This is a genomic window from Paenalcaligenes hominis (genome assembly GCF_041359055.1).
In the GTDB taxonomy this organism is placed as follows: domain Bacteria; phylum Pseudomonadota; class Gammaproteobacteria; order Burkholderiales; family Burkholderiaceae_B; genus Paenalcaligenes; species Paenalcaligenes hominis_A.
Map to the genome: position 1 here is coordinate 216,366 of NZ_JBGJKZ010000003.1, position 22,565 is coordinate 238,930.

A 22,565-nucleotide genomic window follows, 5' to 3' on the forward strand; every position below is an offset into this window, starting at 1 on the left:
CAGACAATCGGCGCGCGACCGCGGGTCACTCGGTGTGGGGCACTACAATCACTGCGAAAGCGGGGGCAATTACATGCTGCCCACACTTAGTCGAATGGGCACAGCGCGTTTCACAGGGCGCAGTTCTATCAGCAGGGGGGTCATATTCACAATAGTGTTAGACAATATCAATAAATTGCTGGAACCACCGTTGTATGGGTCACATACAACGGGTGCTAAATTCTTTTTACAGCGACAACTTTGCAGAATGAGGAGTGCCGCACGCGGTAATCAACACAATAAGTGCGCGCGGAACTAGTTAACCGCGTCTATACAGAGTGTTGCTCCGACGACCTTATGACCCGAAAACTGTGCACAATACGTATTACAATAAATACTTTTACGGCTAGCGGAGACGCACCCTTGCATCTCTACGTCTAGCGGTGTCACAGTTCCCATAGGCTGAAGCGATTATATGCCTCTTTTGAGTATGAGAAAACCATTAGCAGTGAAAAAGACCATACCGCAGGTACGGATACTAGAAATTAGCCCAGAATGGGCGGGGCAGCGACTCGATAATTTCTTGGTTAGGGAGTGCAAAGGTGTGCCGAAAAGCCACATCTATAAAGCCATACGTAGTGGTCAGGTTCGAGTCAATAAAGGTCGCGTTAAAAACGAGTACCGTTTACAAGAGGGTGATGTGCTGCGTATCCCGCCTATGCGCATGCCCGACCCTGAAGCCGCGCCACGCGTGCCGCCAGCGCAGTTTCCGGTTGTGTTCGAGGACGATTACTTATTAGTTATCAACAAACCCGAAGGGGTTGCGGTACATGGCGGAAGTGGGGTGTCTTTTGGTGTGATTGAACAGTTGCGTGCCGCGCGCCCAGAGCAAAAATTACTCGAATTGGGTCATCGCCTCGATCGCGATACCTCAGGGCTATTAATTATCGCTAAACGTAGACGCTCGTTGGTTGCCATCCATGATATGTTTAGAGAGGGTCAGATAGAAAAATTCTATCAAGCCTTAGTCGAAGGGGATTGGGTCAATGACCGTCAGCATTTAAAAGCCCCTTTGCTGCGCTGGATGACTGCATCCGGAGAGCGTCGGGTGCGGGTGGATGCCGAGGGCAGGCCCTCTCATACTATTGTTAGCTTATTACAACGCTATGGTGACTATAGTTTGGTTGAGGCCGAGCTAAAGACAGGGCGTACGCACCAAATTCGTGTGCACTTGGCACACGAAGGCTTCCCTATTGTGGGCGATGATAAATACGGCTCTGATGCGGTTCGTGCGCAGTTTGCTCAATGGGGCTTTAAGCGCATGTTTTTACATGCGGTACGACTTCGTATGCGACATCCCGTAACCGAGCAATGGCTAGAGCTCGAGGCTCCTTTGCCTCAAGCATGTACTGAAATTCTTACTACGTTGGAGAAAAACTGTTGAAACACTACGATGCGGTCATTTTTGATTGGGATGGCACCCTAATGGATTCCACGCACTCTATTATTGAATCTATTCAGCTGGCTAGTGCGGACTTAGGTCTACCTGTACCCCCAACTATGCAGGCCAGTTGGATTATTGGCTTGTCTTTAGAAAGTGGGTTGTATAGAGCCGTTCCCGAGCTAACAGCAGAGCAAATGCCGCAATTCTTAGAGCGTTACCGTCACCATTTCTTTCAGCGGGATGCGACCATTAAAATGTTTGATGGGGCTGTCCCCATGCTAGATCAACTGCGTGATCGCGTGGTGCCCATTAGCGTGGCTACTGGCAAAAGCCGTCTAGGCTTAGATCGCGTTTTAAAAGTGGTCGATTTAGCGCATTACTTTACAACTACGCGCTGTGCAGATGAGACGCGTGGCAAGCCCGATCCATTAATGTTGCAAGAAATCCTATGGGAACTTGATCTGCAGCCCGAGAATGTACTGATGGTTGGTGACACCACCCACGATACCTACATGGCGCATAATGCAGGCATGGATTGTTTGGCGGTTACCTATGGTGCGCACGATGTACCTACTTTGGAAAAATCTGAACCTACTGCTATTGTGACTTCAGTGCCGGAAATGCACGAGTGGATAATTAGTCGCTTAAAAGACTAGCAATAAAAAACTGGCGTAAAGCCAGTTTTTTTATAGGCTAAGGCTTAGGACTCATTGGGCGCAGCACCCTGTTGTAAAGCGCGTAGAATGCCTGCGGTTTCAGTATCTAAAATACCATCGTAGCGAGCTGGCCGGTAGTGCATTTGAAAAGCTCGCAAAACATTGATGGAGGCATCATCCCATAGCCCTGTGAGGTCGATTCGGTAACCTATTTGCTGTAATAGCTGTTGTGATTCCAACGCCGAAGGTAAACCTTCGGCGGCATAGTAATCAGCAAAGTGTTGTGCTGTCGCAGCATCAAACCAACGACCTAAACCCGCTTGTGCTAGCTGTTCCCAAGGGAATAGCGGGCCTGGATCGATTTTACGTTGTGGCGCAATATCACTGTGTCCCACAATATGCTCTGCGGTGATAGCGTGCTTTGCAACTAAATCGCGTAATAAAGCAATTAAGGTATCGACTTGCTGTGGTGTATACGGTGCCCAGCTTAGGTCTGGGCGACGGCCTTCGTTGACCAATTCTATACCTATAGAGCTGGTGTTGATATCGGGGTAGTCATACCATGAGCTTAGGCCTGCATGCCAGGCGCGCCGGTTTTCATCAACCAGCTGATACACCACTGGTCTAGTAGTATCTGAAATTAAATAATGGCTGCTAACGTCTTGTTCGGTTAGGGTTTTTAAGGCGACTGGAAATGGGCTGGAGGTATAGTGAATCACAATATGACGGATTCGGCTGCTTTGCCCTTGTGCTTCAAAGTCTGTGTTTAACACATAGTCGGGTTGGGGCGCTAAGCCACTGCATGCACTGACCAAAATACATACCCCTGTTAATAAACTAAGACGTAATGCGTTACGCATGAGCTTGAAATAAGAATAAGGTGGGAAGCTTGTTGAGTTCTGGCGCGGGCTGGTTGCGCCATTGGCTGACAGTATGAGTGCGTACCCATTCGTCGGCAGTGGTTAAGGCTCGAGCCACACATAAGCGCGTAGTAGGAGCTAAGTGTTTGAGTAGACTATCAAATAAAGCTGGGTTGCGATAGGGCGTTTCAATAAAAATCTGGGACTGGTTGAGCTTTTTAGATTGTTGCTCCCAGAGCTTCAAGGTGCGGACCTGATCGTCCGACTGGCGAGGTACATAACCATGGAAGCAAAAATTTTGACCATCAAGACCACTGGCCATTAAGCCCAATAAAATCGATGAGGGGCCCACATAGGGTTTGACCGTAAAGCCTAAATCGTGCGCCATGGCTACTACTAGAGCGCCGGGGTCTGCTACGGCAGGGCAGCCGGCCTCGGACATCAGGCCAATGCCGTTGGCAGCTTCTGGGCTTTGCAACCATTGTTGGATTTGTTGTTTAGAACTGTTGTGCTTATCAAGTTGAAATAAGGTGATGTCTTGTAAAGCGTGTTGGGTTCCCATTTGTTTTAAAAAAGCGCGTGCTGTTTTGGCGTTTTCCACAATAAAGCAACGTAACTGAGCCGCTTGATTTTGTACCGCAGTAGGTAACCACAAAGCATTGGCGCTATCACCTAATGGAACGGGTAGTAAATGTAATGTTTTAGTCATGGTGCACAGAAGAAAGTGGATTCAGAAGGGGATTCACGCCTCGTTCGCGCAACAAACGAGCTAATTCAATAAGTGGCAAGCCTATAATTGCGGTGGGGTCATCTGACTGCATGGATTGCATCAGACTGATACCTAAGCTTTCTGCTTTGGCACTACCAGCTGTATCGTAGGGCTGTTCAAGCGTCAAGTAATTTTCTATTTCCTGATCGCTTAATGAGCGGAAATAACAGGTGGTTTTTACATTGACGGTTTGGTAGTGTGTGTTTTGTGCCACGCATAAAGCAGTGTGGAAAACAACCTTTTGGCCTTGAAGTTGTTTGAGTTGTGCTACGGCCAGAGAATGGCTGCCAGGCTTGCCTAGGCTTTGAAAACCCAGTGCAGCCACTTGGTCCGAGCCAATCACAATGGCTTGGGGGTGCAGGGCTGCTATAGCCTGTGCTTTGCACGTGGCTAGACGCAAAGCCAGTTGCTCGGGGTGCTCGTTGGGCAAGGGGCTTTCATCCACATCAGGAGCAAGTACTTCAAAGGGAAGACGAAGGCGCTCTAGAAGTTGACGGCGATAAATAGAGCTTGAGGCCAGAATAAGACGCATAATCGCTTTGTGGTGTAAAATGAGTGAAGTGTTTGACTAGCTAAAGGTCAACGCGTTATTATCTCCCTTTTTCTTCGTTATTGGAAATACTTGCCTTGCAGCCAACACAATATCTATTAGATACTGCGGCGTTCACTCGCAACGGTGAAGTGTTTGCAGCCCAAAACCCGATTTCTGATTTTAAACGTGCCCTAGAGGGCTTGCCTCAGCAAAAAGGCCAGTCTTTAAGTTGGTCCGTACAAGGTAGCGTCGATACAGCAGGTCAAGAGTTTTTAACTATTACCTTGACAGGCTTTGTAGTGTTGACATGCCAGCGTTGTATGCAAGATTTTGACTATGCTATCGATGCTAAAAATCAGGTTCTAGTGGTGGCTAACGAACTAGAGTTAGACATAGACGCAGACGATCCCGATGCCATCGAGCGTATATTGGGAACGGTGCAGATCAATGCATTAGATCTGGTCGAGGACGAGCTGATCCTCAGCCTACCCTACGTTCCGCGTCACACTCAGTGTCCTCACCTACCCGAGGCGCTCGCTATCCAAGACGAAGAGGCCGAAGACGAAAAGCCCAATCCTTTTGCCGTCCTCAGCCAACTTAAAAAATCGTAAATTTATTTTATTTTTCATTTACGGGGCTGATTTATCGATCTGCCCTGTTTACAGGAGTCATCATGGCTGTTCAGCAAAACAAAAAGAGCCCGTCTCGTCGTGGCATGCGTCGTTCGCACGATGCCTTAACCGGTCCTGCAACTGCAATCGAGCCCACTACAGGCGAGCTACATTTGCGTCACCACATCAGCCCTAACGGCGTTTACCGTGGTCGTAAAGTGCTACAAACTAAAAACGACGATTAATTCTTTGCGTCGTCGTTTAATGCGCCGTTGCGTTTCACATGTCTAATCCGTTTATACGTATCGCCATCGATTGCATGGGGGGCGATGTAGGTTTGGCTGTAACCATTCCTGCTGCCGCTCAGTTCGCTCAGCAACACGAGGATGTTTTGTGCTTGCTCGTTGGTGACACAGAAGCCATTGCAACTCATTTGCAACAGCATCGTGGTCCCGATCGTAACTGGTACGAAGTCATACATGCCTCTGAGGTCATCACTATGGATGATTCGGTCGAGGTCGCACTACGGCGCAAAAAAAATTCCTCAATGCGCGTCGCTGCTCAGTTAGTAAAAGATGAGCTTGCTGACGCGTGTGTTTCGGCCGGTAATACAGGTGCATGGATGGCGATTTCTCGCTACGTGCTTAAAACCTTAGACGGCATTAGTCGTCCGGCCATTGCGACCTCCATTCCCAATCAGAAAGGGGGCGCGACAACCATGCTTGATTTAGGTGCCAACGTGGACTGCAGTGCTCAGCACTTATTGCAGTTTGCCATTATGGGCACGGCATTGGCCTCCATCGTAGATAAACAACAAAGCCCTTCGGTAGGCTTGCTCAATATTGGTGAAGAGGTCATTAAAGGCAACGAGGTAGTGCGTCAAGCTGCCGAGTTGTTGCGTCACAGCGGGTTGAACTTTTACGGCAACGTAGAAGGCGATGATATTTGCAAGGGCACCGTAGACGTTGTAGTGTGCGATGGCTTTGTAGGTAATGTGGTCTTGAAATCCCTAGAGGGGTTAGCCAAAATGGTCGCCTCTATGTTGCGCGAAGAGTTCACCCGCAACAGCTTGTCTATGGCGGCGGGTCTAGTCGCCAAGCCAGTCCTAAGCCGTTTAGGGCATCGTGTCGATAACCGCCGCTACAACGGCGCGGCACTACTTGGGTTACGTGGTATCGTAATTAAAAGTCACGGCTCTGCCGATGCTTATGCTTACGGCTACGCGCTTCAACGCGCTCGAGATGCGGTGAAAAATGGTTTACTTACCGGAACGACCGAAGCCATCGACCGCTTGCGCCACCAACTGGAAACGCAAAACGGCAAAGAGCTTCCTCTGGACACGCAGTCTGAGCCTGCGCTATAAGCGCAGCATATCAAGGATTTCACAATGCCATATACCAAAATAATAGGTACTGGTTCCTACTTGCCCCCTCATGTTGTTAGCAATGACGATTTAGCTGCTCAACTGGCTCAAGATGGTATCGAGACTTCTGATCAATGGATTATGGAGCGCACAGGAATACGGCAGCGACACATTGCAGAGCACGGTGTCACCACAAGCCAACTGGCAGCACAAGCTGCTCAGGCTGCTTTGTTAGATGCGGGTATAGATGCCTCTGAGATCGACTTAATAGTAGTTGCCACATCTACGCCTGATTTTGTATTCCCAAGTACGGCTTGCTTAGTTCAAAACCAGCTCGGCATTTCTGGTGGGGCCGCTTTTGATGTACAGGCGGTTTGCAGCGGTTTTGTTTATGCATTAACAACTGCTGATGCCCTGATTAAGGCAGGTAATGCCACCAAAGCCTTGGTCATTGGTGCAGAGGTGTTCTCTTCCATTTTAGACTGGAAAGATCGTAGCACCTGTGTGTTGTTTGGCGATGGGGCGGGCGCAGTGGTGCTGGCCGCATCGTCTGAACCCGGGTTACTGGCAACCCAACTTAAAGCAGATGGCAGTCAAAGCCATATATTATGCGCAGCTGGAAATGTTTCCTATGGCAAGGTGGTGGGTGATCCTTTCTTGCGTATGGATGGTCAGGCTGTATTTAAATTTGCTGTTAATGCGTTGACCAAATCGGGTCAAGAGGTCGTGGCTCAGGCCGGACTGACAATGGACCAAGTCGATTGGCTCATTCCCCATCAAGCAAATGTGCGCATTATTAATTTTATTGGCCGCAAACTAGGTGTTCCCAACGAGAAAGTGGTTATCACTTTAGATAAACATGCAAACACATCGGCGGCGAGTGTGCCCTTAGCTTTAGACGCAGCCCGCAAAGATAGCCGGGTTAAAGCCGGTCAAACTGTCCTGATGCAAGGCGTTGGTGGCGGTTTTACTTGGGGTTCTATCCTAGCGCGTGTTTAGGCAATTTATGCTAGGCTAAACAGCAGTTATTTTTACAGTCAAACACATGAAAAAAATTGCATTCGTATTTCCAGGTCAAGGCTCCCAGTCGGTGGGCATGCTTGATGCATGGTCTGATAACCAAGCGGTCCAAACCGCCATTCAAACCGCCAATCAGGCTCTAGGCCAAGACTTAGGTCACTTAATTGCTACAGGGCCTGATACAGATCTTAATTTAACTACCAATACACAGCCGGCCATGTTGCTTGCTGCGGTTGCCATGTTTAATGCATGGATCGAAGCAGGCGGGGCATTGCCAGATCTAGTTGCTGGTCATAGCCTAGGTGAATATTCCGCTTTAACCGCTTCGGGTGTGTTGCGTTTAGCCGATGCCGTGAAGCTAGTGCGTATTCGTGCTAATGCAATGCAAGAGGCTGTGCCTGTTGGCGTAGGGGCAATGGCGGCCGTGCTTAATCTTAACGATGAGCAAATTCGTCACGTGTGCGCTGAGGCTGCTCAAGGGCAGGTTGTAGAGCCTGTTAACTTTAATGCGCCCGGTCAAATTGTAATTGCAGGCCACAAAGAGGCTGTAGAACGTGCCTGTGAGCTTGCTAAGGCCGCTGGTGCCCGTCGCGCTGTATTGCTGCCTGTATCTGCTCCTTTTCACTCAAGTCTACTTGAGCCTGCTGCGGATGTATTAGCGGTAGCACTAAATCATATCGAGCTTGATGCACCCCGAATTCCCGTCATTAATAACGTAGATGTGGCGTATCCGGACGAAACCACTGCCATTAAATCAGCGCTACAGCGCCAAGCCTGGCATCCTGTTCGTTGGGTGGAAACCATCGAGAAAATGCGTGCCTTAGGGGTCACCCACATTGTAGAATGTGGTCCAGGTAAAGTTCTCTCCGGCTTAGTTAAGCGTATCGATAAAGATATGATAGTCTTATCTATTAACGATCCGGCTTCGCTTGAGCACGTCTTAACAAGCTTACAAAATTAACTGCATATGACAACACTACCTTTAGCTGGAAAAATTGCTCTTGTGACGGGCGCTACGCGTGGTTTAGGCCAAGCAATTGCCTTACAGCTGCAAGCCCAAGGAGCTCAGGTAATAGGTACTGCCACCACAACTGCAGGGGCTGAAACCATTACTGCTTATTTAAATAGCCCCCACAGTCGTGGCGTACAATTAGATGTCACTGACGATCAGGCCTGCGATGACTTAATTGCCCAATTGTCCAAAGAGGGTGGGCCGCATATATTAGTCAATAACGCGGGCATCACTCGTGACAACTTAGCAATGCGTCTAAAAGACGAAGACTTTGATGCTGTTATAGACACCAACTTGCGTGCTGTTTTTCGCCTAAGCCGAGCAGTGATTCGTCCTATGATGAAAGCTCGTTGGGGTCGTATAATAAACATTAGCTCAGTGGTTGGTTACAGTGGCAACCCTGGGCAAGCCAACTACGCTGCGGCCAAAGCCGGCGTAGCAGGCATGTCACGTGCTCTAGCGCGTGAGCTAGGCAGTCGCAATATCACTGTTAACTGTGTGGCTCCGGGTTTTATTGATACTGATATGACTCGCTCGCTTTCAGATGAACAAAAAACGGCTTTGCTTACTCAAATACCATTAGGTCGATTAGGTCAAAGCGAAGATATTGCGAATGCTGTAACCTTTTTGGCAGGCCCTCAAGCCGATTACATTACAGGTACCACTTTGCATGTCAATGGTGGTATGTACATGTAAAAGGCTTGGCGAAAAGCCGATCTAAGGTTAAATTAATCACTTTAACTATTTTTTAAGGGGCGTATCGTTTTATATCAATGCCTTATTGAGACAAATCGATATTGCCATTTTTGGTCATAGCCTGCACCCTTTCAATTGTTTGGCTATAATTTGCGGGAATTAATCCCCAATTTGGAGAATCTGCATGGAAAGCATCGAACAGCGCGTCAAGAAGATCGTCGCTGAACAACTTGGCGTAAACGAAGCCGAGATCAAGAACGAATCTTCTTTTCTTGACGACCTCGGTGCCGACTCGCTCGACATGGTCGAGCTCGTGATGGCGCTCGAAGACGAATTCGAAACCGAAATCCCAGACGAAGAAGCTGAGAAAATCACGACGGTTCAGCAAGCTGTTAACTACATTAACGCTAACAGCGAGCAGTAATTTCAAACCTGGGTGTGGGCAGGCCAGACATAAATAGATGTGACGGCTTGCCCCTAAGCTCAAGGCGGTTTACAGAGAATGATACAGTGGCTCTACCTTAGCTTGCTTTGGTAAATGTATTGGGTCATTCGCTACGAACCGCTTTTTTTGTATTTAGGAGTCATCCGTGAAACGACGTGTCGTAATTACCGGGTTAGGTATTGTGTCTCCAGTCGGTAATGACATACCAACCGCTTGGGATAACATCGTTAATGGGCGTTCAGGTATTGGGCGTATTACACGCTTTGATCCCTCAGCTCTCACAGCCCAGATTGCGGGTGAGGTTAAAGATTTTGATGTCACGCAATACATTACAGCTAAAGAAGCCAAAACCATGGATACTTTTATCCATTATGGTGTGGCTGCTGGTGTACAGGCGTGGCAAGACGCTGGCCTAGAGGTCACCGAAGACAATGCCGATCGTATCGGTGTTATTGTTGGTTCGGGGATTGGCGGTTTACCTCGCATCGAGGCCACACAATCCGACTACCTCGAACGCGGCCCGCGCCGTATTTCCCCGTTTTTTGTGCCCGGCTCTTTAGTCAATTTGGTTTCGGGCCAGTTATCTATTTTACTGGGCCTTAAAGGGCCAAGTTATGCTGTGGTGTCGGCCTGTACAACTGGTTTACATTCTATTGGTGATGCTGCTCGTCTGATCGAGTATGGCGATGCTGATGTTATGGTAGCTGGTGGTGCCGAGGCCACGGTATCTCCCTTAGGGATTGGTGGTTTTGCAGCAATGCGTGCACTCTCTACCCGCAACGACGATCCCGAAACGGCCTCACGCCCTTGGGATACCGACCGAGACGGTTTTGTCTTGGGCGAAGGGGCAGGGGTTTTAGTACTCGAAGAATACGAACATGCTAAAAAGCGTGGTGCTCGTATTTATGGCGAGTTCGTTGGTTATGGCATGAGCTCAGATGCTCATCACATTACTACGCCTGATAGTGATGGGCCGCGTCGTGGTATGTTAAATGCCCTACGCAATGGAAAAATTAATGTAGAGGAAATTGACTACATTAATGCACACGGTACATCTACACCACTAGGTGATATTAATGAAACCGTAGCCATCAAACTAGCACTCGGAGAGCACGCAAAAAATGTAATTGTGAACTCAACGAAATCCATGACTGGACACTTGCTAGGTGCGGCAGGTGGTATTGAAGCTGTTTTCACTACCCTTGCGCTCTACAATCAAGTCTCGCCACCTACAATTAATATCTTTAATCAAGATCCTGAATGCGATCTGGATTATTGTGCTAATCAAGCGCGAGAAACCAAAATTGATGTCGCTGTATCTAACTCTTTTGGTTTTGGTGGCACAAATGGCACCATGGTGGTGCGTCGTTTGGCCTAACCATGGTTCCCCGAACCCAACACTTCACTACACGTATTCCTTTACGTGTTCGAATGTTGGGTTTGTTGTTTCTTGTTTTGGTTTTAGGCGTGCTGGGCCTGCTTAGTCAACAGTGGCACCTTTCTCTTGTCGTATACTTAGGCATCAGCTTTACAGCTATAGTGGCTTATCTCTATCAAAGCCTAACGCAGCCTATTCATTACCTAAGCTGTACCCACCAAAGTCAGTTTTATTTCACTTACCCTCATCCTCAGCCAGTGCATATTACACATGTATGGCAGAGCGCTTGGGCTGTTTGTTTACGCCTTCACCATAACGCTCAACCTCAGCGTGCGCAGGTGGTGGTTTTTTGGCGTAGCGCTCAGTCAGTAACCGCATGGAGATATTTACATATTCACGTATTGCGTTATCAACTCCAGCACAGTGACCCCTCTGCAGAGAGCATGGTATGAGTCATGATGTAGATAAAGAGCTAGTGCGTCAGGTTCAACAGGGCGATAAACGTGCTTTTGACCTGCTTGTTATTAAATATCAACGTCGTATTATGCGTTTGTTGACGCGGATGATTTCGGATCCGGCCGAGGTCGAGGACGTGGCCCAAGAAACGTTTATTAAAGCTTATAGGGCCCTACCACAGTTCCGTGGTGATAGTAATTTTTATACATGGCTCTATCGCATTGCTATCAACTCTGCGCGAAACTGGCAAGCTGCTAGTGGTAGGCGTCCACTTCAGGTTCACGAGTTTGAAAATGAGGAAGGTGAAACTTTTAGTTCACTTGACACTCTAACTGATATCAATACACCGGAGTCCATGTTGGTAAGCCGACAGGTAGCAGATACCGTTAACGCGGCCATTAATCAGCTGGCTCCAGAGCTGCGCACAGCCATTGTTTTGCGCGAAATTGAAGGTCTAAGTTACGAGGAAATTGCTCAAACTATGGACTGCCCTATCGGCACGGTTAGATCCCGTATTTTTCGAGCTCGAGAAGCCATTACCGAGCAATTACGTAAAGTACGAGAAAGCAGCTAAGGAATTACACTATGCAAGCCAAAAAACAGGAATATCTCGACCAAAGTCTCGATCTAAGCCTAGAGGAATCCATTTCGCTCTGGGTAGATAGCGAGCAGTCTATTGACGCTGAACAACTTAATAGCCCTTATGGGCGTCAGCTTTGGGATAACTATAATCTCATTGGGGATGTGTTGCGTAGCGAAGAGCTTGCCATTGAACCTTCCGAGTTATTTTATGCGCGCGTCTCTAAGGCCATAGATGAAGAGCCCATTGTATTTGCGCCTAATGCGATTAAGGCTCCTGTGTGGCGTCGTTGGTCCATGTCGTTAGCTGTGGTTGGGGCTGCTGTGTTTCTAACGTTTCTAATGGTCCAACCCCAATCCACTACAGACGAGGCACCCGTATTAGCCAGTGCCGATGATATGTGGGGCGATTATATTGATGCGCATCATGCGATGACGGGCTTAGCTCCAGCTAGTTATGTTTCTTATGTGGGTAATTAAATGAAGCGCTTTTCAGCTCATCTATTACGATTTGCTTTAGGGGCTACGTTGGTGTGTGCTTCTGCGTTGCAAGCCGCTCCTGCCGATCTAAATACCTTGTTGCAGCAGGTGCAGCAGGCAGCTCGAGAGCTAGATTACTCGGGCGTATTTAGTTACAGCAATAGTGCAGGCGTACAGACTATGCGCTTGGTGCATGTAATAGACGGTAAAGGCGAGCGTGAGCGCCTAGAAAGCTTAGATGGCCCCGAGCGTGAATATTTGCGTATTAACGACGTCACCCAGTGCTTAATTCCCGAACGTCAGATCATTATCCTAGAACAGTCCCGAAACGATCGTTTCCCCGCATTGCTTACCGGGGCTACCGATAAAATCGATCAGTTTTATCAAATGCAGACCCAAGGTAAAAAGCGTGTAGGGGGTCGAGAATGTCAAGAATATACATTGACCCCCCTTGATGAGTGGCGCTATGGCTACCATCTATGTGTTGATACTGAACATAATTTGCTATTGCAAACACAAACCATAGCTATGCGATCCGAGCCCGCTGTGGTCAATCAAACGGCTTTTGCTAGTTTGACTGTGGGTGGGGCAGCTGCTCAGGCCCTTGACTCTAGCTGGAAGTACAATGAATGGCGCGTTATTGCGGCCAATAGGGAAGACGTGGATTTAGCCGCTACAGGCTGGCGTATTCCTTATCCGGCTGGCTTTGTGCCGGTTTCACAGATATCCCGTTTTATGCGTAGCGAGCGTCAAGTAGCACAGCTTGTTTTATCTGATGGTTTGGCTTCTATTTCAGTATTTATTGAGCCGGTTGATAGTTATAGCCAACGTCTTAAAGCCGACCCTGGCTCTAAAAAAGGTAGTATTCACTTATTTCGCAAACGCATAGGTGATTACTGGTTAACGGCAACAGGTGAAGTCCCTCTGACTACTTTGCACTATGTGGGTAATGGGACGGAGTTTGTTCCTGTAGTTAAATAAATACATCCTTCGGAGTGCATACAATGCAAATTCGCACCACTCGTCTTTATCATGCTTTAGGTAGCGCCTGCTTGGTCGCCGCACTAAGTCTTGGTGTCAGCACAAGCCCTGTGCAGGCACAAACGTCTTCGCCTGCTGTGGTGCTGCCAGATTTTTCTCAAATTGTTGAGCAAACAGAAAAATCTGTAGTGAATATTCGCACTACAGAATCCATCCCTGTACGTCCTGTACGTGGTGGTGGCAACGACCCATACGATTTGTTTAGGTGGTTTTTTGGTCCAGATGTAATGCCACATGGCCCTGGCGCTAGCCCGCATGGTGGTAACTCAGCTCCACAAGAAGAACGTGTGGTGCCACGCGGTGTAGGCTCAGGTTTTATCATTTCTAAAGATGGTTATATCTTAACGAATAACCATGTTATTGCTGACGCCAAAGATATTTTCGTCACGTTAGTTGATGGCAAAGAATACAAAGCCAAGGTGATTGGTGCTGATGAGCGCACAGATGTGGCCTTGATTAAAGTAGAGGCCGATGATTTACCGCCCTTGAAAATTGGTAGCCCTAGTGCTTTGAAAAAAGGGCAGTGGGTCATGGCAATTGGTTCACCTTTTGGTTTGGACTCCACTGTGACTGTTGGAATTGTTAGTGCTATTAATCGTGATACAGGCGATTATTTACCATTTATTCAAACCGACGTAGCCGTTAACCCAGGTAATTCAGGTGGTCCCTTACTTAACCTATCTGGTGAAGTGGTTGGGGTGAACTCCCAAATTATTTCACGTAGTGGTGGTTTCATGGGTATCTCGTTAGCCATTCCTATTGACGAGGCCATGAACGTAGTTGAGCAGTTAAAAACCCACGGTCGAGTGACTCGCGGTAGAATAGGGGTGCAAATTACCGATGTTAGCGAAGAGGTCGCTAAAGCTCTAGGTCTAAAAGACAGCAAAGGGGCTTTGGTCAGTAATGTCGAGGAAAACGGTCCTGCAGCAAAAGCGGGTATACGTAATGGCGATGTGATCTTGCGCTTTGGTGACAAAGAGATCAAACAAATGAGCGATCTTCCTCGTATCGTAGGCTCTGTCCAACCAGGCACTCAAGTCGATGTACAAGTATGGCGCAAAGGTAAAACCCATACAGTCAAAGCCGAAGTGGGCGAGCTCACTACTGGCACAGCCGTCGCAGAAAAACCCGAAGCCACGGTATCGGTTGACCGCTTAGGTTTACAAATTGAAGCCTTAGCGGCTAATGAACAACAGCGCTTAGGTATCAGTGGTGGGGTAAAGGTTAAACAAGCTGCGGCTCCTGCTAGTGCAGCCGGTATTGCCGAAGGCGATATTATTGTGCAAATCAATAACCATGACGATTTAGATGTCGGTAATTACGAGCGCATAGTAAAATCATTATCTGCTAATGAAAATGTAGCGCTATTAGTTGTACGTGGAAATAATGCCCAGTGGGTTGTAGTAAAACCAAACACTAAATAATTCACGTAATAAAAGGCTAAAATAGCAATCAACAGGGGCGCCCTGAGCGCCCCTTTTCTGTCGTATGTACAGAGTCCGATTAACAGGTGTTTTTTTATTTAGGTCTATGGATCTTATCCGCAACTTTTCTATTATTGCTCATATTGACCACGGTAAATCTACCTTGGCCGATCGTCTAATTCAACGCTGTGGAGGACTCGAAGACCGTGAAATGTCGACACAGGTTCTGGATTCGATGGATATCGAACGAGAACGTGGCATTACTATTAAAGCCCAAACCGCAGCCCTCAGCTATCAAGCCAAAGACGGTAATACCTACCGCTTAAATTTAATCGATACTCCAGGGCACGTTGACTTTTCTTACGAGGTCAGCCGTTCGCTACAAGCTTGCGAGGGCGCGTTGTTAGTAGTGGACGCATCTCAAGGCGTAGAGGCGCAAACCGTTGCCACGTGTTATACCGCCCTAGAGCAAGACCTAGAGGTCATTCCTGTTTTAAATAAAATTGATTTACCTTCCGCAGACCCTGATGCTGCGCGTCAGGAAATCGAAGACGTCATCGGCATTGATGCCTCCGAGGCTATTGAGGCCAGTGCTAAAACAGGTCAAGGCATTGATGATATTCTTGAAGCCATTGTGGCTCATATCCCTGCTCCTGAAGGCGACCCCGACGGCCCCTTACAAGCCCTAATCATTGACTCATGGTTTGATAACTATGTAGGGGTAGTGATGCTGGTGCGTATCGTGAATGGCGTTATGAAGCACCGTGATAAAATTCAACTCATGGCTAACGGCTCCAATCACATTTGTGAGCAAATTGGCACTTTCACACCAAAAGCCACTCCGGTCGACCAGTTATCAGCCGGAGAGGTTGGCTTTGTAGTAACTGGTATCAAAGAGCTAGAGCAAGCCAAAGTTGGTGATACCATTACTCATAGTGGTAACAAAGCTGCTCCTTCACCGTTACCTGGTTTTAAAGAGGTTAAGCCGCAGGTTTTCGCTGGTGTGTATCCGGTAGAAAGCAGTGAGTACGACCAATTACGAGACTCGTTAGAAAAACTAAAACTGAACGATGCGTCGCTGATGTTTGAACCCGAGGTCTCACAAGCCCTAGGGTTTGGCTTTAGATGCGGCTTTTTGGGTTTGCTGCACCTAGAGATCGTGCAAGAGCGCCTAGAGCGAGAGTTCGATATGGATATCATTACCACTGCACCGTCAGTGGTTTACGAGGTTCATCGCAACGACGGTGAAGTGCTCATGATTGATAGCCCATCACGCATGCCCGAGGTCGGTCAAATTGCTGAAATTCGTGAGCCTATAGTTGAAGTCACCTTATTAATGCCTCAGGACTATGTTGGTCCTGTGATGACGCTGTGTAATCAAAAGCGTGGGGTGCAATTAAATATGACGTACTTAGGGCGTCAGGTTAGCCTAGTGTATGAAATTCCGTTAGCTGAAATTGTGCTAGATTTCTTTGATCGGCTAAAGTCGGTTTCCCGCGGCTATGCTTCCATGGATTACGAGTTCAAAGAGTATCGCTCCGCAGAGGTGGTAAAAGTTGACCTCTTAATTAACGGTGACCGAGTCGATGCTTTATCCATGATTGTGCATCGCTTGAACGCACGTTACCGAGGGCGTGAAGTGGTCTCCAAGATGCGCGGTATTATTCCACGTCAAATGTTTGATATTGCCATTCAAGCAGCCATTGGTGCCGAGGTAATTGCACGGGAAAACGTTAAAGCCTTGCGCAAGAACGTGCTAGCGAAATGTTACGGTGGTGATATTTCTCGCAAGAAAAAACTGATCGAGAAGCAAAAAGAAGGTAAAAAACGCATGAAACAAGTAGGGAACGTAGAGATCCCTCAAGAGGCGTTCCTTGCCATTTTACAAGTCGAAGACAAATAAGAAACGGTGTTATCTATGCGTTGGGATTTCTCGCTTATATTATTTATTTTGTTGGTGATTACTGGGGTCGTTTGGTTTTGGGACAAGTACTCTCTAGCGGCCAAACGCAAACAGCGTGTTGAAGAGGCTGCAGCCAGTGTGCCTTTTGTGCCCGGCCTTAGTGCAGAGCAACAGCAAGAGTTACGCGAGGAAGCCCGTACAAAAGCCGCTCGTATGGCTTGGTGGGTTGAGTACGGGGTCAGTTTCTTTCCCGTTATTCTTTTTGTGTTTGTATTACGTTCGTTCATATTTGAACCATTTCGTATACCGTCTGGCTCCATGTTGCCCACATTGCAAAATGGAGATTTTATTTTGGTAAATAAATTCCAATATGGTGTACGGCTGCCCGTCGTAAATAAAAAAGTTATCCCACTAGGTACACCTAAAGCGGGTGATGTATTGGTGTTTAGGTATCCGGTTGACCCCAGTATTGATTATATTAAGCGCGTGGTGGGCGTGCCGGGCGATACCGTGCGTTATGAAAACAAGCAACTCTACATTAATGACAGTCCCGTAGAAAACAGCTCGGTAGGACAGTACTTTGAGCCCGATCGTGCTGGCTATACGACTGAGTATGCCGAGTTGTTAGGTGAAACCTCGCACCATATCTTGCTTAATAAACAGCCTAACCAAGACTACATGCCTATAGTACGGTTCCCGTATTATGACAATTGCACTTACGGACGTCAGGCCATAGAGTGTGTAGTGCCTGAAGGACAGTATTTTGTGATGGGGGACAACCGTGATAACAGCTTAGATAGCCGTTATTGGGGTTTTGTACCAGATGAAAATGTAGTGGGTCGCGCATTTTTTATTTGGATGAATTTTAGCGAACCCAGTCGAATAGGACGATTCCACTAATGCTAGCACGGCTTTCTCGCTTACAGGATGCGATTGATTATCAGTTCAAACAGCCCGAGTTGTTAGAACAAGCTGTGACTCATCGCAGCCACAACGCCAAGCATAACGAACGCCTCGAGTTTTTGGGCGATTCGGTGCTGAATTTTGTGGTGGCCTCGTTGCTCTACAACCAGTTTGATCGCATTGACGAGGGTGATTTGTCACGTCTACGTGCTAATTTGGTCAAACAGTCCACCTTGGCCGATATTGCACAAAAATTAGCTTTGGCGGATTATTTGCGCTTGGGCGAGGGCGAGCTAAAAAGCGGTGGTTTTAGACGCCCTTCGATTTTGTCAGATGCTCTTGAGGCCATCTTTGGTGCGGTGTATTTAGATGGTGGTTTTGATGCCGCTGCCTATGTGGTGGGGCGTCAATACGAGCCCATTTTGTTAACCGTGGACCCTAAAACATTGGGCAAAGACCCTAAAACCCTACTCCAAGAAATGCTACAAGGTCGTCGCATGGAGCTGCCTGTGTATTTAGTTATCGCCACCCATGGTGCCGCGCATAGTCAAATCTTTGATGTAGAGTGCCGTATAGACCGCTTAGATATTGTTGTTCAGGCCAGTGGCAGCAGCCGACGTGCAGCAGAACAAGCCGCTGCCTTGCAGGCTATTGATCAAGTCCAAGCTATAGAGCCAGCCAAAAGCCCGCGTTCCGCGCGTCGTCATCGTCCTGCCTAAAAAATTGATACAGTTATGAGTACACCTGAATTTAAATGTGGTTTTGTTACGGTAGTAGGACGCCCAAACGTGGGAAAGTCCACACTTACTAATGCGTTAGTCGGGGCAAAAATTTCTATTGTGTCGCGTAAAGCGCAGACCACGCGGCATCGCATCCATAGTGTCTTAACACGTGACAACGAGCAGTTTGTGTTTGTGGATACACCGGGCTTTCAAACGCGTCACGGTGGGTTGATGAACCGCATGATGAATCGTGTAGTAACTCAGTCTTTAACCGATGTGGATGTGGTGCTTCATGTGGTGGAAGCGGGGAAGTGGAATGCGGGTGATGAACAATTAATTCCTTTGTTACCTAAAGACGCCAAGGTCATCTTAGTCATAAATAAAGTCGATTTAATTAAAAATAAAACCGACTTGCTGCCTTATATTGCACAGGTTAGTGCTCAGTTTGATTATGCTGCGGTAATTCCTATCAGTGCAGAGCGCGGTGTGCAGCTAGATACTCTCTTAGATGAAATTGCGCGCTTTTTACCTGTGAATGAGCCTATGTTTGATGAGGACACGCTCACAGATCGCTCCATGCGTTTTATTGCTGCAGAAATTCTTCGCGAAAAAGTTTTTCGTTTGGTCGGAGACGAATTGCCATATGGCTGTGCTGTCATGATCGAGCAATGGGATGAAAATGAGTCCGGGGCGCGTATTGCGGCATGTATTTTGGTAGAGCGCGAAGGGCATCGCCCGATCTTATTAGGGGCCAATGGCACTCATATGAAGCGCATAGCCACTGAGGCACGGCAAGACATTCAAAATCTGCTTGAAAAGCCCGTGTTTTTAGATGTGTATGTAAAAGTGCGTCGTGGCTGGACCGAGCGTGAGTCAACGCTACGTGAACTAGGGCATGAGTAAACGCCAACGTGTGGCAGAGGCTCCGGCCTATTTATTACATGCGGTTGCCTGGAAAGAAACCTCGTTAATCACTCAAATGTTTAGCCGCGATCATGGCATAGTGGCATTAGTGGCTAAAGGCGCAAAACGTCCGTATTCTGCATTAAAACCGGTCTTGCTTAATTTTCAGCCATTGTTGCTGTCATGGAGCGGTGCTAACGAAGTAAAAACGCTAACCAAAGCAGAAATCATGGGGTTACACCCGCTAAGTGGACGTAACTTAATGCCTGCTTGGTATATGAATGAATTAATTATGCGTTTGTTACCGCGTGAAGACCCACATCCAGCGCTATTTGACCAGTATAAAAATGCGTTACAGCGTTTGGCTGCTAGCGGCACTGCCACCGCCCCTATTCTAAGGGAGTTTGAGTGGTTTTTATTACAAGAAACGGGTTATGGTATGGATGAGCCAATGCCTGACTTTTTGGAGTTAGACAACGAGGTAGGATTACGCCAGCGCTTGCGCGAACGCATTGATTACCTTTTGGGGCGGCCTTTGCGCACGCGCGCTGTGTTAATGGAGCTCCAGCACTATGGTCGAAACTAAAACCAACACCCAAGTGGTAGTACTGGATACTTGTATTCTTATTTCTAATGTACTGCGCTTTTTAAGTTTAGGTTTAGCCCAAGCAGGGTATTTTCAGCCTGTATGGAGCCCTCACATTCGTGAGGAATGGTTGCGTAACGCATCGCGGTTATGGCAGGTCGAGCGCTCTGCACTAGAGCAAGACTGGGAACAATGGGAGCACCAATTCCCGCGTGCAAATCAAGGCATCGTGTCTGGTTTTCAAGATGGGCTAAAATATAGTGACCCTAAAGACTGGCATGTGATTGCGGCAGCCCGAGCGGCTCAGGCTAATTTTGCGGGTCAACCTGTCAGTATCTTGACTAAGAACAGCAAAGACTTTAATCGCAGTGAACTAAAGCGCTTAGGGATTACGCGTTGGGCCCCTGATCGTTTTTTCTGTGCACTTTGGCCTCAGGCACAAACTCACCTACGTCTTTTGTTGCAGCAACTCCCTGTTGCAGTATGTGCGCCCGACAAAGCGCTACTATCAACCGAAGCACTATTAAAGCGCGAGCGATTATTTGATTTAGCTAGTCTTTGCGCTTAGTTATCTATGCCTACAGCTAGGCTTTGAATTTCCCTGTTGGAGTCCTTATGAAGCAAGGTATTGCCTTATCGGTCGGTGCCTCTTTTTTATTTGCGGTAATTTATTATTACGCAACACTCTTGCAGCCCATGACTGGTACTGAACTGTTTGCTTGGCGCATTGTATTGGGCATTCCCGCTTTAGCATTGTTAATTACACAGCTGCGTGCCTGGGATGAAATTAAACAAGTTGGATTACGTTTAATTAATGAGTTGCGTTTTTTTCTTTTTATGTTGCTGTGTGCTTTATTGTTTGGCATTCAAATGTGGTTATTTGTTTGGGCACCCGTACATAATAAAGCGCTGGATGTGTCATTAGGCTATTTTCTTTTACCATTGACCATGGTGGTAGCAGGACGAGTGGTTTATAAAGAAAAACTGAGTCGACTGCAGAAAATAGCTGTGGGCTTTGCGGTATTGGGGGTGTTGCATGAGTTTGGGCGTAATTATTCGTTTTCTTGGGCGACTGCTTTAGTCGCGTTTGGGTATCCGCCTTATTTTATGTTGCGTCGTCATTTGCGATTGGGTGCTTTAACAGGGTTGTGGTTTGATTTTAGCTTTTTGTTTGTGCCTACCTTGTATGTATTGTTTAGTCAGGAAGTAAGTCTTAAACAAACATTTTTAAATACACCACATTTTTTTTGGCAAGTGCCTTTGTTTGGTTTGTTAAGCTCTATCGCATTGGCCTTTTATTTAAGCTCAAGTCGCTTATTGCCTTTGGGTTTATTTGGATTACTGGGTTATGTGGAACCCATACTTTTATTTTGGGTGGCGTTTTTATTGATTGGTGAGCCTATTCAACCAGGTGAGTGGTGGACCTATATTCCTATCTGGATTGCAGTAGGCATAGTAGTAAGTGAAATTGTTTGGCAACTGTATAAAGACTGGCGTTGTGGGCGCTTGGTATTAAAAAGCTAATGTGTAATAAAAAACGCCTCGCAGTTACGAGGCGTTTTTTTTATGGTGAATAAGGCGTTTATTCGCGGTCACCACCTAAAATACCAAATAGAGCTAAGAGGTTGCTAAAGATATTATAGAGGCTGAGGTAAACCGATAAGGTCGCGCTGATATAGTTGGTTTCACCGCCATTAATAATACGTTGTAAATCTACTAATAAAAACGCAGAAAAAATGGCAATAGCCATGACCGAAATGGTAAGCATTAAGGCTGGCATTTGTAAAAAGATATTCGCTAGTGCAGCTAAAATAAGAATAACAGCACCAATGAAAAGGAATTTTTGCATACCGCTGAAATCGCGTTTGCTGGTGCTGGCAATGCTGGCCATAACTCCAAATACTGCAGCGGTGCCGCCAAAGGCGAACATAATTAATTGAGTACCATTACTCATGCCCATGACGAAGCCAACTAGGCGTGAAAGCATAATGCCCATAAAAAAGGTGAAGGCTAATAGCAAAGCTACGCCCACAGAGCTGTTTTTATTGCGCTCAATGAGATACATCATGCCAAAGGCACCCACTAAAAATACAATCGCGCTCATTCCAGGGCTGGAGCCCAGAGCATAGGTAAGACCAGTGGCTAAGCCAAGCCAAGCCCCCAACACGGTAGGGATCATGGAGACTGCTAATAGCAAATAGGTATTACGTAGCACGCGGTTGCGCATGACAACGTTGGTTGCGCCTCCGTACTGGGAGGGCATATCAGGACGATATTGATTCATAACATTTCCTTAACAGCATAATTGAATAAAATAAGCATAGCTGACAATTAGCTGAATGATCAAGCATAATACGTGCTTTAACGGGACGGTAATTGATGCGCTCGTACATCGAACTGCCATTGTTGATATTGTCGCCAACGCTGACGAGCACTTTGTTTGTCTTGCTCTTGATCGGATACTATTTCTAGTATGCGCTGAAACTGTGCAGCGGTAGAGGGACATTGATTGTCGAGATTTAATAACCAGATAGGTTCGGCAGGGTTGACCGTTAAGGGTTGTGGAGCGGTATCCGTTAGCAAAATAGGGGTTTGTGCCGCTAATGGGTGCTGAACACTAACATGAGGTATAAACGCATCGGGTTCAAACCCCCACAATAATCGGTCGAACCGAGCAAGAGCGCGTTTATCAGAGTGGTAAATAATTAATTTGCGCCCGGCTAAATAGTGTTTACGCACTACCTGGCAGGCGGTGCGTAAACGATGGGGCGCGCCGAAAGCAAAATCGACGCGAGTTGTCATA

General features: G+C 47.3%; 27 protein-coding genes. 22 read left to right on the top strand and 5 right to left on the bottom strand.

Going from position 1 to position 22,565, the window contains the following annotated elements; genetic code table 11:
* Window positions 1-454 precede the first annotated feature (454 nt).
* The gene (locus tag ACBP46_RS08200; RefSeq protein WP_371016249.1) at window positions 455-1,423 is read left to right on the top strand and encodes an RluA family pseudouridine synthase; all 969 of its coding nucleotides are present in this window, start codon (window positions 455-457) and stop codon (window positions 1,421-1,423) included.
* Window positions 1,420-2,079: an HAD-IA family hydrolase gene (locus ACBP46_RS08205; RefSeq protein WP_371016250.1), complete on the top strand. Its 660-nt coding sequence runs from the start codon at window positions 1,420-1,422 to the stop codon at window positions 2,077-2,079. The genes ACBP46_RS08200 and ACBP46_RS08205 overlap by 4 nt, the downstream gene beginning before the upstream one ends.
* Window positions 2,080-2,123: 44 nt before the next feature.
* Here the strand turns inward: ACBP46_RS08205 and ACBP46_RS08210 are convergent, their stop codons facing one another.
* From ACBP46_RS08210 to ACBP46_RS08220, 3 genes are read right to left on the bottom strand one after another with little or no spacing between them, the layout of a single operon-like run.
* Window positions 2,124-2,939 carry an N-acetylmuramoyl-L-alanine amidase gene (locus ACBP46_RS08210; protein WP_371016251.1) on the bottom strand — a complete coding sequence of 272 codons (816 nt, stop codon included), beginning with the start codon at window positions 2,937-2,939 and terminating at the stop codon, window positions 2,124-2,126.
* Window positions 2,932-3,648, bottom strand: a complete 717-nt coding sequence (locus ACBP46_RS08215) for an SAM-dependent methyltransferase (RefSeq protein WP_371016252.1) — start codon at window positions 3,646-3,648, stop codon at window positions 2,932-2,934. The genes ACBP46_RS08210 and ACBP46_RS08215 overlap by 8 nt, the downstream gene beginning before the upstream one ends.
* Window positions 3,641-4,240: a Maf family nucleotide pyrophosphatase gene (locus ACBP46_RS08220; protein WP_371016253.1), complete on the bottom strand. Its 600-nt coding sequence runs from the start codon at window positions 4,238-4,240 to the stop codon at window positions 3,641-3,643. The genes ACBP46_RS08215 and ACBP46_RS08220 overlap by 8 nt, the downstream gene beginning before the upstream one ends.
* 95 nt (window positions 4,241-4,335) lie before the next feature.
* Between ACBP46_RS08220 and ACBP46_RS08225 the strand changes: the two genes are divergently transcribed.
* From ACBP46_RS08225 to rarD, 20 genes are all read left to right on the top strand, one after another.
* Complete coding sequence (locus ACBP46_RS08225) at window positions 4,336-4,851, top strand: YceD family protein (protein WP_371016254.1); 516 nt, start codon at window positions 4,336-4,338, stop codon at window positions 4,849-4,851.
* 62 nt (window positions 4,852-4,913) lie between these two features.
* Complete coding sequence (gene rpmF / locus ACBP46_RS08230) at window positions 4,914-5,096, top strand: 50S ribosomal protein L32 (protein WP_077733664.1); 183 nt, start codon at window positions 4,914-4,916, stop codon at window positions 5,094-5,096.
* A 38-nt stretch (window positions 5,097-5,134) separates the two neighbouring features.
* A complete protein-coding gene (gene plsX / locus ACBP46_RS08235; RefSeq protein ID WP_371016255.1) occupies window positions 5,135-6,214 on the top strand; it encodes a phosphate acyltransferase PlsX in 1,080 nt (359 codons plus the stop codon).
* A gap of 24 nt (window positions 6,215-6,238) precedes the next feature.
* Window positions 6,239-7,213 carry a beta-ketoacyl-ACP synthase III gene (locus tag ACBP46_RS08240; protein ID WP_371016256.1) on the top strand — a complete coding sequence of 325 codons (975 nt, stop codon included), beginning with the start codon at window positions 6,239-6,241 and terminating at the stop codon, window positions 7,211-7,213.
* A 46-nt stretch (window positions 7,214-7,259) separates the two neighbouring features.
* Window positions 7,260-8,195, top strand: a complete 936-nt coding sequence (gene fabD / locus ACBP46_RS08245) for an ACP S-malonyltransferase (protein ID WP_371016257.1) — start codon at window positions 7,260-7,262, stop codon at window positions 8,193-8,195.
* A gap of 6 nt (window positions 8,196-8,201) precedes the next feature.
* The gene (gene fabG, locus ACBP46_RS08250) at window positions 8,202-8,942 is read left to right on the top strand and encodes a 3-oxoacyl-ACP reductase FabG (RefSeq protein ID WP_371016258.1); all 741 of its coding nucleotides are present in this window, start codon (window positions 8,202-8,204) and stop codon (window positions 8,940-8,942) included.
* Window positions 8,943-9,126: 184 nt separating this feature from the next.
* Entirely contained in the window at window positions 9,127-9,366 is a 240-nt protein-coding gene (gene acpP, locus ACBP46_RS08255) for an acyl carrier protein (protein ID WP_077733660.1), read from the top strand.
* A gap of 166 nt (window positions 9,367-9,532) precedes the next feature.
* The gene (gene fabF / locus ACBP46_RS08260; protein WP_371016259.1) at window positions 9,533-10,765 is read left to right on the top strand and encodes a beta-ketoacyl-ACP synthase II; all 1,233 of its coding nucleotides are present in this window, start codon (window positions 9,533-9,535) and stop codon (window positions 10,763-10,765) included.
* A 2-nt stretch (window positions 10,766-10,767) separates the two neighbouring features.
* Window positions 10,768-11,217, top strand: a complete 450-nt coding sequence (locus tag ACBP46_RS08265) for a hypothetical protein (RefSeq protein ID WP_371016260.1) — start codon at window positions 10,768-10,770, stop codon at window positions 11,215-11,217.
* Window positions 11,214-11,795, top strand: a complete 582-nt coding sequence (gene rpoE, locus ACBP46_RS08270; protein WP_371016261.1) for an RNA polymerase sigma factor RpoE — start codon at window positions 11,214-11,216, stop codon at window positions 11,793-11,795. Before ACBP46_RS08265 ends, rpoE begins: the two co-directional genes overlap by 4 nt.
* A gap of 11 nt (window positions 11,796-11,806) precedes the next feature.
* A complete protein-coding gene (locus ACBP46_RS08275) occupies window positions 11,807-12,280 on the top strand; it encodes a sigma-E factor negative regulatory protein (protein ID WP_371016262.1) in 474 nt (157 codons plus the stop codon).
* Complete coding sequence (locus ACBP46_RS08280; protein WP_371016263.1) at window positions 12,281-13,261, top strand: MucB/RseB C-terminal domain-containing protein; 981 nt, start codon at window positions 12,281-12,283, stop codon at window positions 13,259-13,261.
* Between the two features lie 23 nt (window positions 13,262-13,284).
* Window positions 13,285-14,745 carry a Do family serine endopeptidase gene (locus tag ACBP46_RS08285; RefSeq protein ID WP_371016264.1) on the top strand — a complete coding sequence of 487 codons (1,461 nt, stop codon included), beginning with the start codon at window positions 13,285-13,287 and terminating at the stop codon, window positions 14,743-14,745.
* Between the two features lie 106 nt (window positions 14,746-14,851).
* Complete coding sequence (lepA, locus tag ACBP46_RS08290; protein WP_371016265.1) at window positions 14,852-16,648, top strand: translation elongation factor 4; 1,797 nt, start codon at window positions 14,852-14,854, stop codon at window positions 16,646-16,648.
* 15 nt (window positions 16,649-16,663) lie between these two features.
* Window positions 16,664-17,548 (top strand): signal peptidase I, encoded by an 885-nt coding sequence (lepB, locus tag ACBP46_RS08295; protein ID WP_371016266.1) that lies wholly within the window; start codon window positions 16,664-16,666, stop codon window positions 17,546-17,548.
* Window positions 17,548-18,270 (top strand): ribonuclease III, encoded by a 723-nt coding sequence (gene rnc / locus ACBP46_RS08300; RefSeq protein ID WP_371016267.1) that lies wholly within the window; start codon window positions 17,548-17,550, stop codon window positions 18,268-18,270. Before lepB ends, rnc begins: the two co-directional genes overlap by 1 nt.
* Window positions 18,271-18,285: 15 nt before the next feature.
* On the top strand, window positions 18,286-19,176 hold the full coding sequence (era, locus tag ACBP46_RS08305; protein ID WP_371016268.1) for a GTPase Era: 891 nt from the start codon (window positions 18,286-18,288) through the stop codon (window positions 19,174-19,176).
* Complete coding sequence (gene recO, locus ACBP46_RS08310; protein WP_371016269.1) at window positions 19,169-19,762, top strand: DNA repair protein RecO; 594 nt, start codon at window positions 19,169-19,171, stop codon at window positions 19,760-19,762. Before era ends, recO begins: the two co-directional genes overlap by 8 nt.
* Window positions 19,749-20,330 (top strand): PIN domain-containing protein, encoded by a 582-nt coding sequence (locus ACBP46_RS08315; protein WP_371016270.1) that lies wholly within the window; start codon window positions 19,749-19,751, stop codon window positions 20,328-20,330. Before recO ends, ACBP46_RS08315 begins: the two co-directional genes overlap by 14 nt.
* A gap of 47 nt (window positions 20,331-20,377) precedes the next feature.
* Window positions 20,378-21,286 (top strand): EamA family transporter RarD, encoded by a 909-nt coding sequence (rarD, locus tag ACBP46_RS08320; RefSeq protein ID WP_371016271.1) that lies wholly within the window; start codon window positions 20,378-20,380, stop codon window positions 21,284-21,286.
* A gap of 58 nt (window positions 21,287-21,344) precedes the next feature.
* Here rarD and ACBP46_RS08325 read toward each other — a convergent pair whose 3' ends face one another.
* Both ACBP46_RS08325 and ACBP46_RS08330 read right to left on the bottom strand, forming a co-directional pair.
* The gene (locus ACBP46_RS08325) at window positions 21,345-22,046 is read right to left on the bottom strand and encodes a Bax inhibitor-1/YccA family protein (RefSeq protein WP_371016272.1); all 702 of its coding nucleotides are present in this window, start codon (window positions 22,044-22,046) and stop codon (window positions 21,345-21,347) included.
* Between the two features lie 77 nt (window positions 22,047-22,123).
* Window positions 22,124-22,564 carry a DNA polymerase III subunit chi gene (locus tag ACBP46_RS08330; RefSeq protein ID WP_371016273.1) on the bottom strand — a complete coding sequence of 147 codons (441 nt, stop codon included), beginning with the start codon at window positions 22,562-22,564 and terminating at the stop codon, window positions 22,124-22,126.
* Window position 22,565 lies beyond the last annotated feature (1 nt).

Coding starts and splice junctions, on each gene's coding strand:
- rnc (WP_371016267.1), top strand. CDS start 17,548: ATGCTAGCACGGCTTTCTCGCTTACAGGATGCGATTGATTATCAGTTC.
- ACBP46_RS08275 (WP_371016262.1), top strand. CDS start 11,807: ATGCAAGCCAAAAAACAGGAATATCTCGACCAAAGTCTCGATCTAAGC.
- recO (WP_371016269.1), top strand. CDS start 19,169: ATGAGTAAACGCCAACGTGTGGCAGAGGCTCCGGCCTATTTATTACAT.
- rpoE (WP_371016261.1), top strand. CDS start 11,214: ATGAGTCATGATGTAGATAAAGAGCTAGTGCGTCAGGTTCAACAGGGC.
- ACBP46_RS08265 (WP_371016260.1), top strand. CDS start 10,768: ATGGTTCCCCGAACCCAACACTTCACTACACGTATTCCTTTACGTGTT.
- lepB (WP_371016266.1), top strand. CDS start 16,664: ATGCGTTGGGATTTCTCGCTTATATTATTTATTTTGTTGGTGATTACT.
- ACBP46_RS08240 (WP_371016256.1), top strand. CDS start 6,239: ATGCCATATACCAAAATAATAGGTACTGGTTCCTACTTGCCCCCTCAT.
- ACBP46_RS08315 (WP_371016270.1), top strand. CDS start 19,749: ATGGTCGAAACTAAAACCAACACCCAAGTGGTAGTACTGGATACTTGT.
- lepA (WP_371016265.1), top strand. CDS start 14,852: ATGGATCTTATCCGCAACTTTTCTATTATTGCTCATATTGACCACGGT.
- ACBP46_RS08280 (WP_371016263.1), top strand. CDS start 12,281: ATGAAGCGCTTTTCAGCTCATCTATTACGATTTGCTTTAGGGGCTACG.
- ACBP46_RS08325 (WP_371016272.1), bottom strand. CDS start 22,046: ATGAATCAATATCGTCCTGATATGCCCTCCCAGTACGGAGGCGCAACC.
- era (WP_371016268.1), top strand. CDS start 18,286: ATGAGTACACCTGAATTTAAATGTGGTTTTGTTACGGTAGTAGGACGC.
- rpmF (WP_077733664.1), top strand. CDS start 4,914: ATGGCTGTTCAGCAAAACAAAAAGAGCCCGTCTCGTCGTGGCATGCGT.
- ACBP46_RS08210 (WP_371016251.1), bottom strand. CDS start 2,939: ATGCGTAACGCATTACGTCTTAGTTTATTAACAGGGGTATGTATTTTG.
- rarD (WP_371016271.1), top strand. CDS start 20,378: ATGAAGCAAGGTATTGCCTTATCGGTCGGTGCCTCTTTTTTATTTGCG.
- acpP (WP_077733660.1), top strand. CDS start 9,127: ATGGAAAGCATCGAACAGCGCGTCAAGAAGATCGTCGCTGAACAACTT.
- fabG (WP_371016258.1), top strand. CDS start 8,202: ATGACAACACTACCTTTAGCTGGAAAAATTGCTCTTGTGACGGGCGCT.
- ACBP46_RS08200 (WP_371016249.1), top strand. CDS start 455: ATGCCTCTTTTGAGTATGAGAAAACCATTAGCAGTGAAAAAGACCATA.
- fabD (WP_371016257.1), top strand. CDS start 7,260: ATGAAAAAAATTGCATTCGTATTTCCAGGTCAAGGCTCCCAGTCGGTG.
- ACBP46_RS08215 (WP_371016252.1), bottom strand. CDS start 3,648: ATGACTAAAACATTACATTTACTACCCGTTCCATTAGGTGATAGCGCC.
- ACBP46_RS08330 (WP_371016273.1), bottom strand. CDS start 22,564: ATGACAACTCGCGTCGATTTTGCTTTCGGCGCGCCCCATCGTTTACGC.
- plsX (WP_371016255.1), top strand. CDS start 5,135: ATGTCTAATCCGTTTATACGTATCGCCATCGATTGCATGGGGGGCGAT.
- ACBP46_RS08285 (WP_371016264.1), top strand. CDS start 13,285: ATGCAAATTCGCACCACTCGTCTTTATCATGCTTTAGGTAGCGCCTGC.
- ACBP46_RS08220 (WP_371016253.1), bottom strand. CDS start 4,240: ATGCGTCTTATTCTGGCCTCAAGCTCTATTTATCGCCGTCAACTTCTA.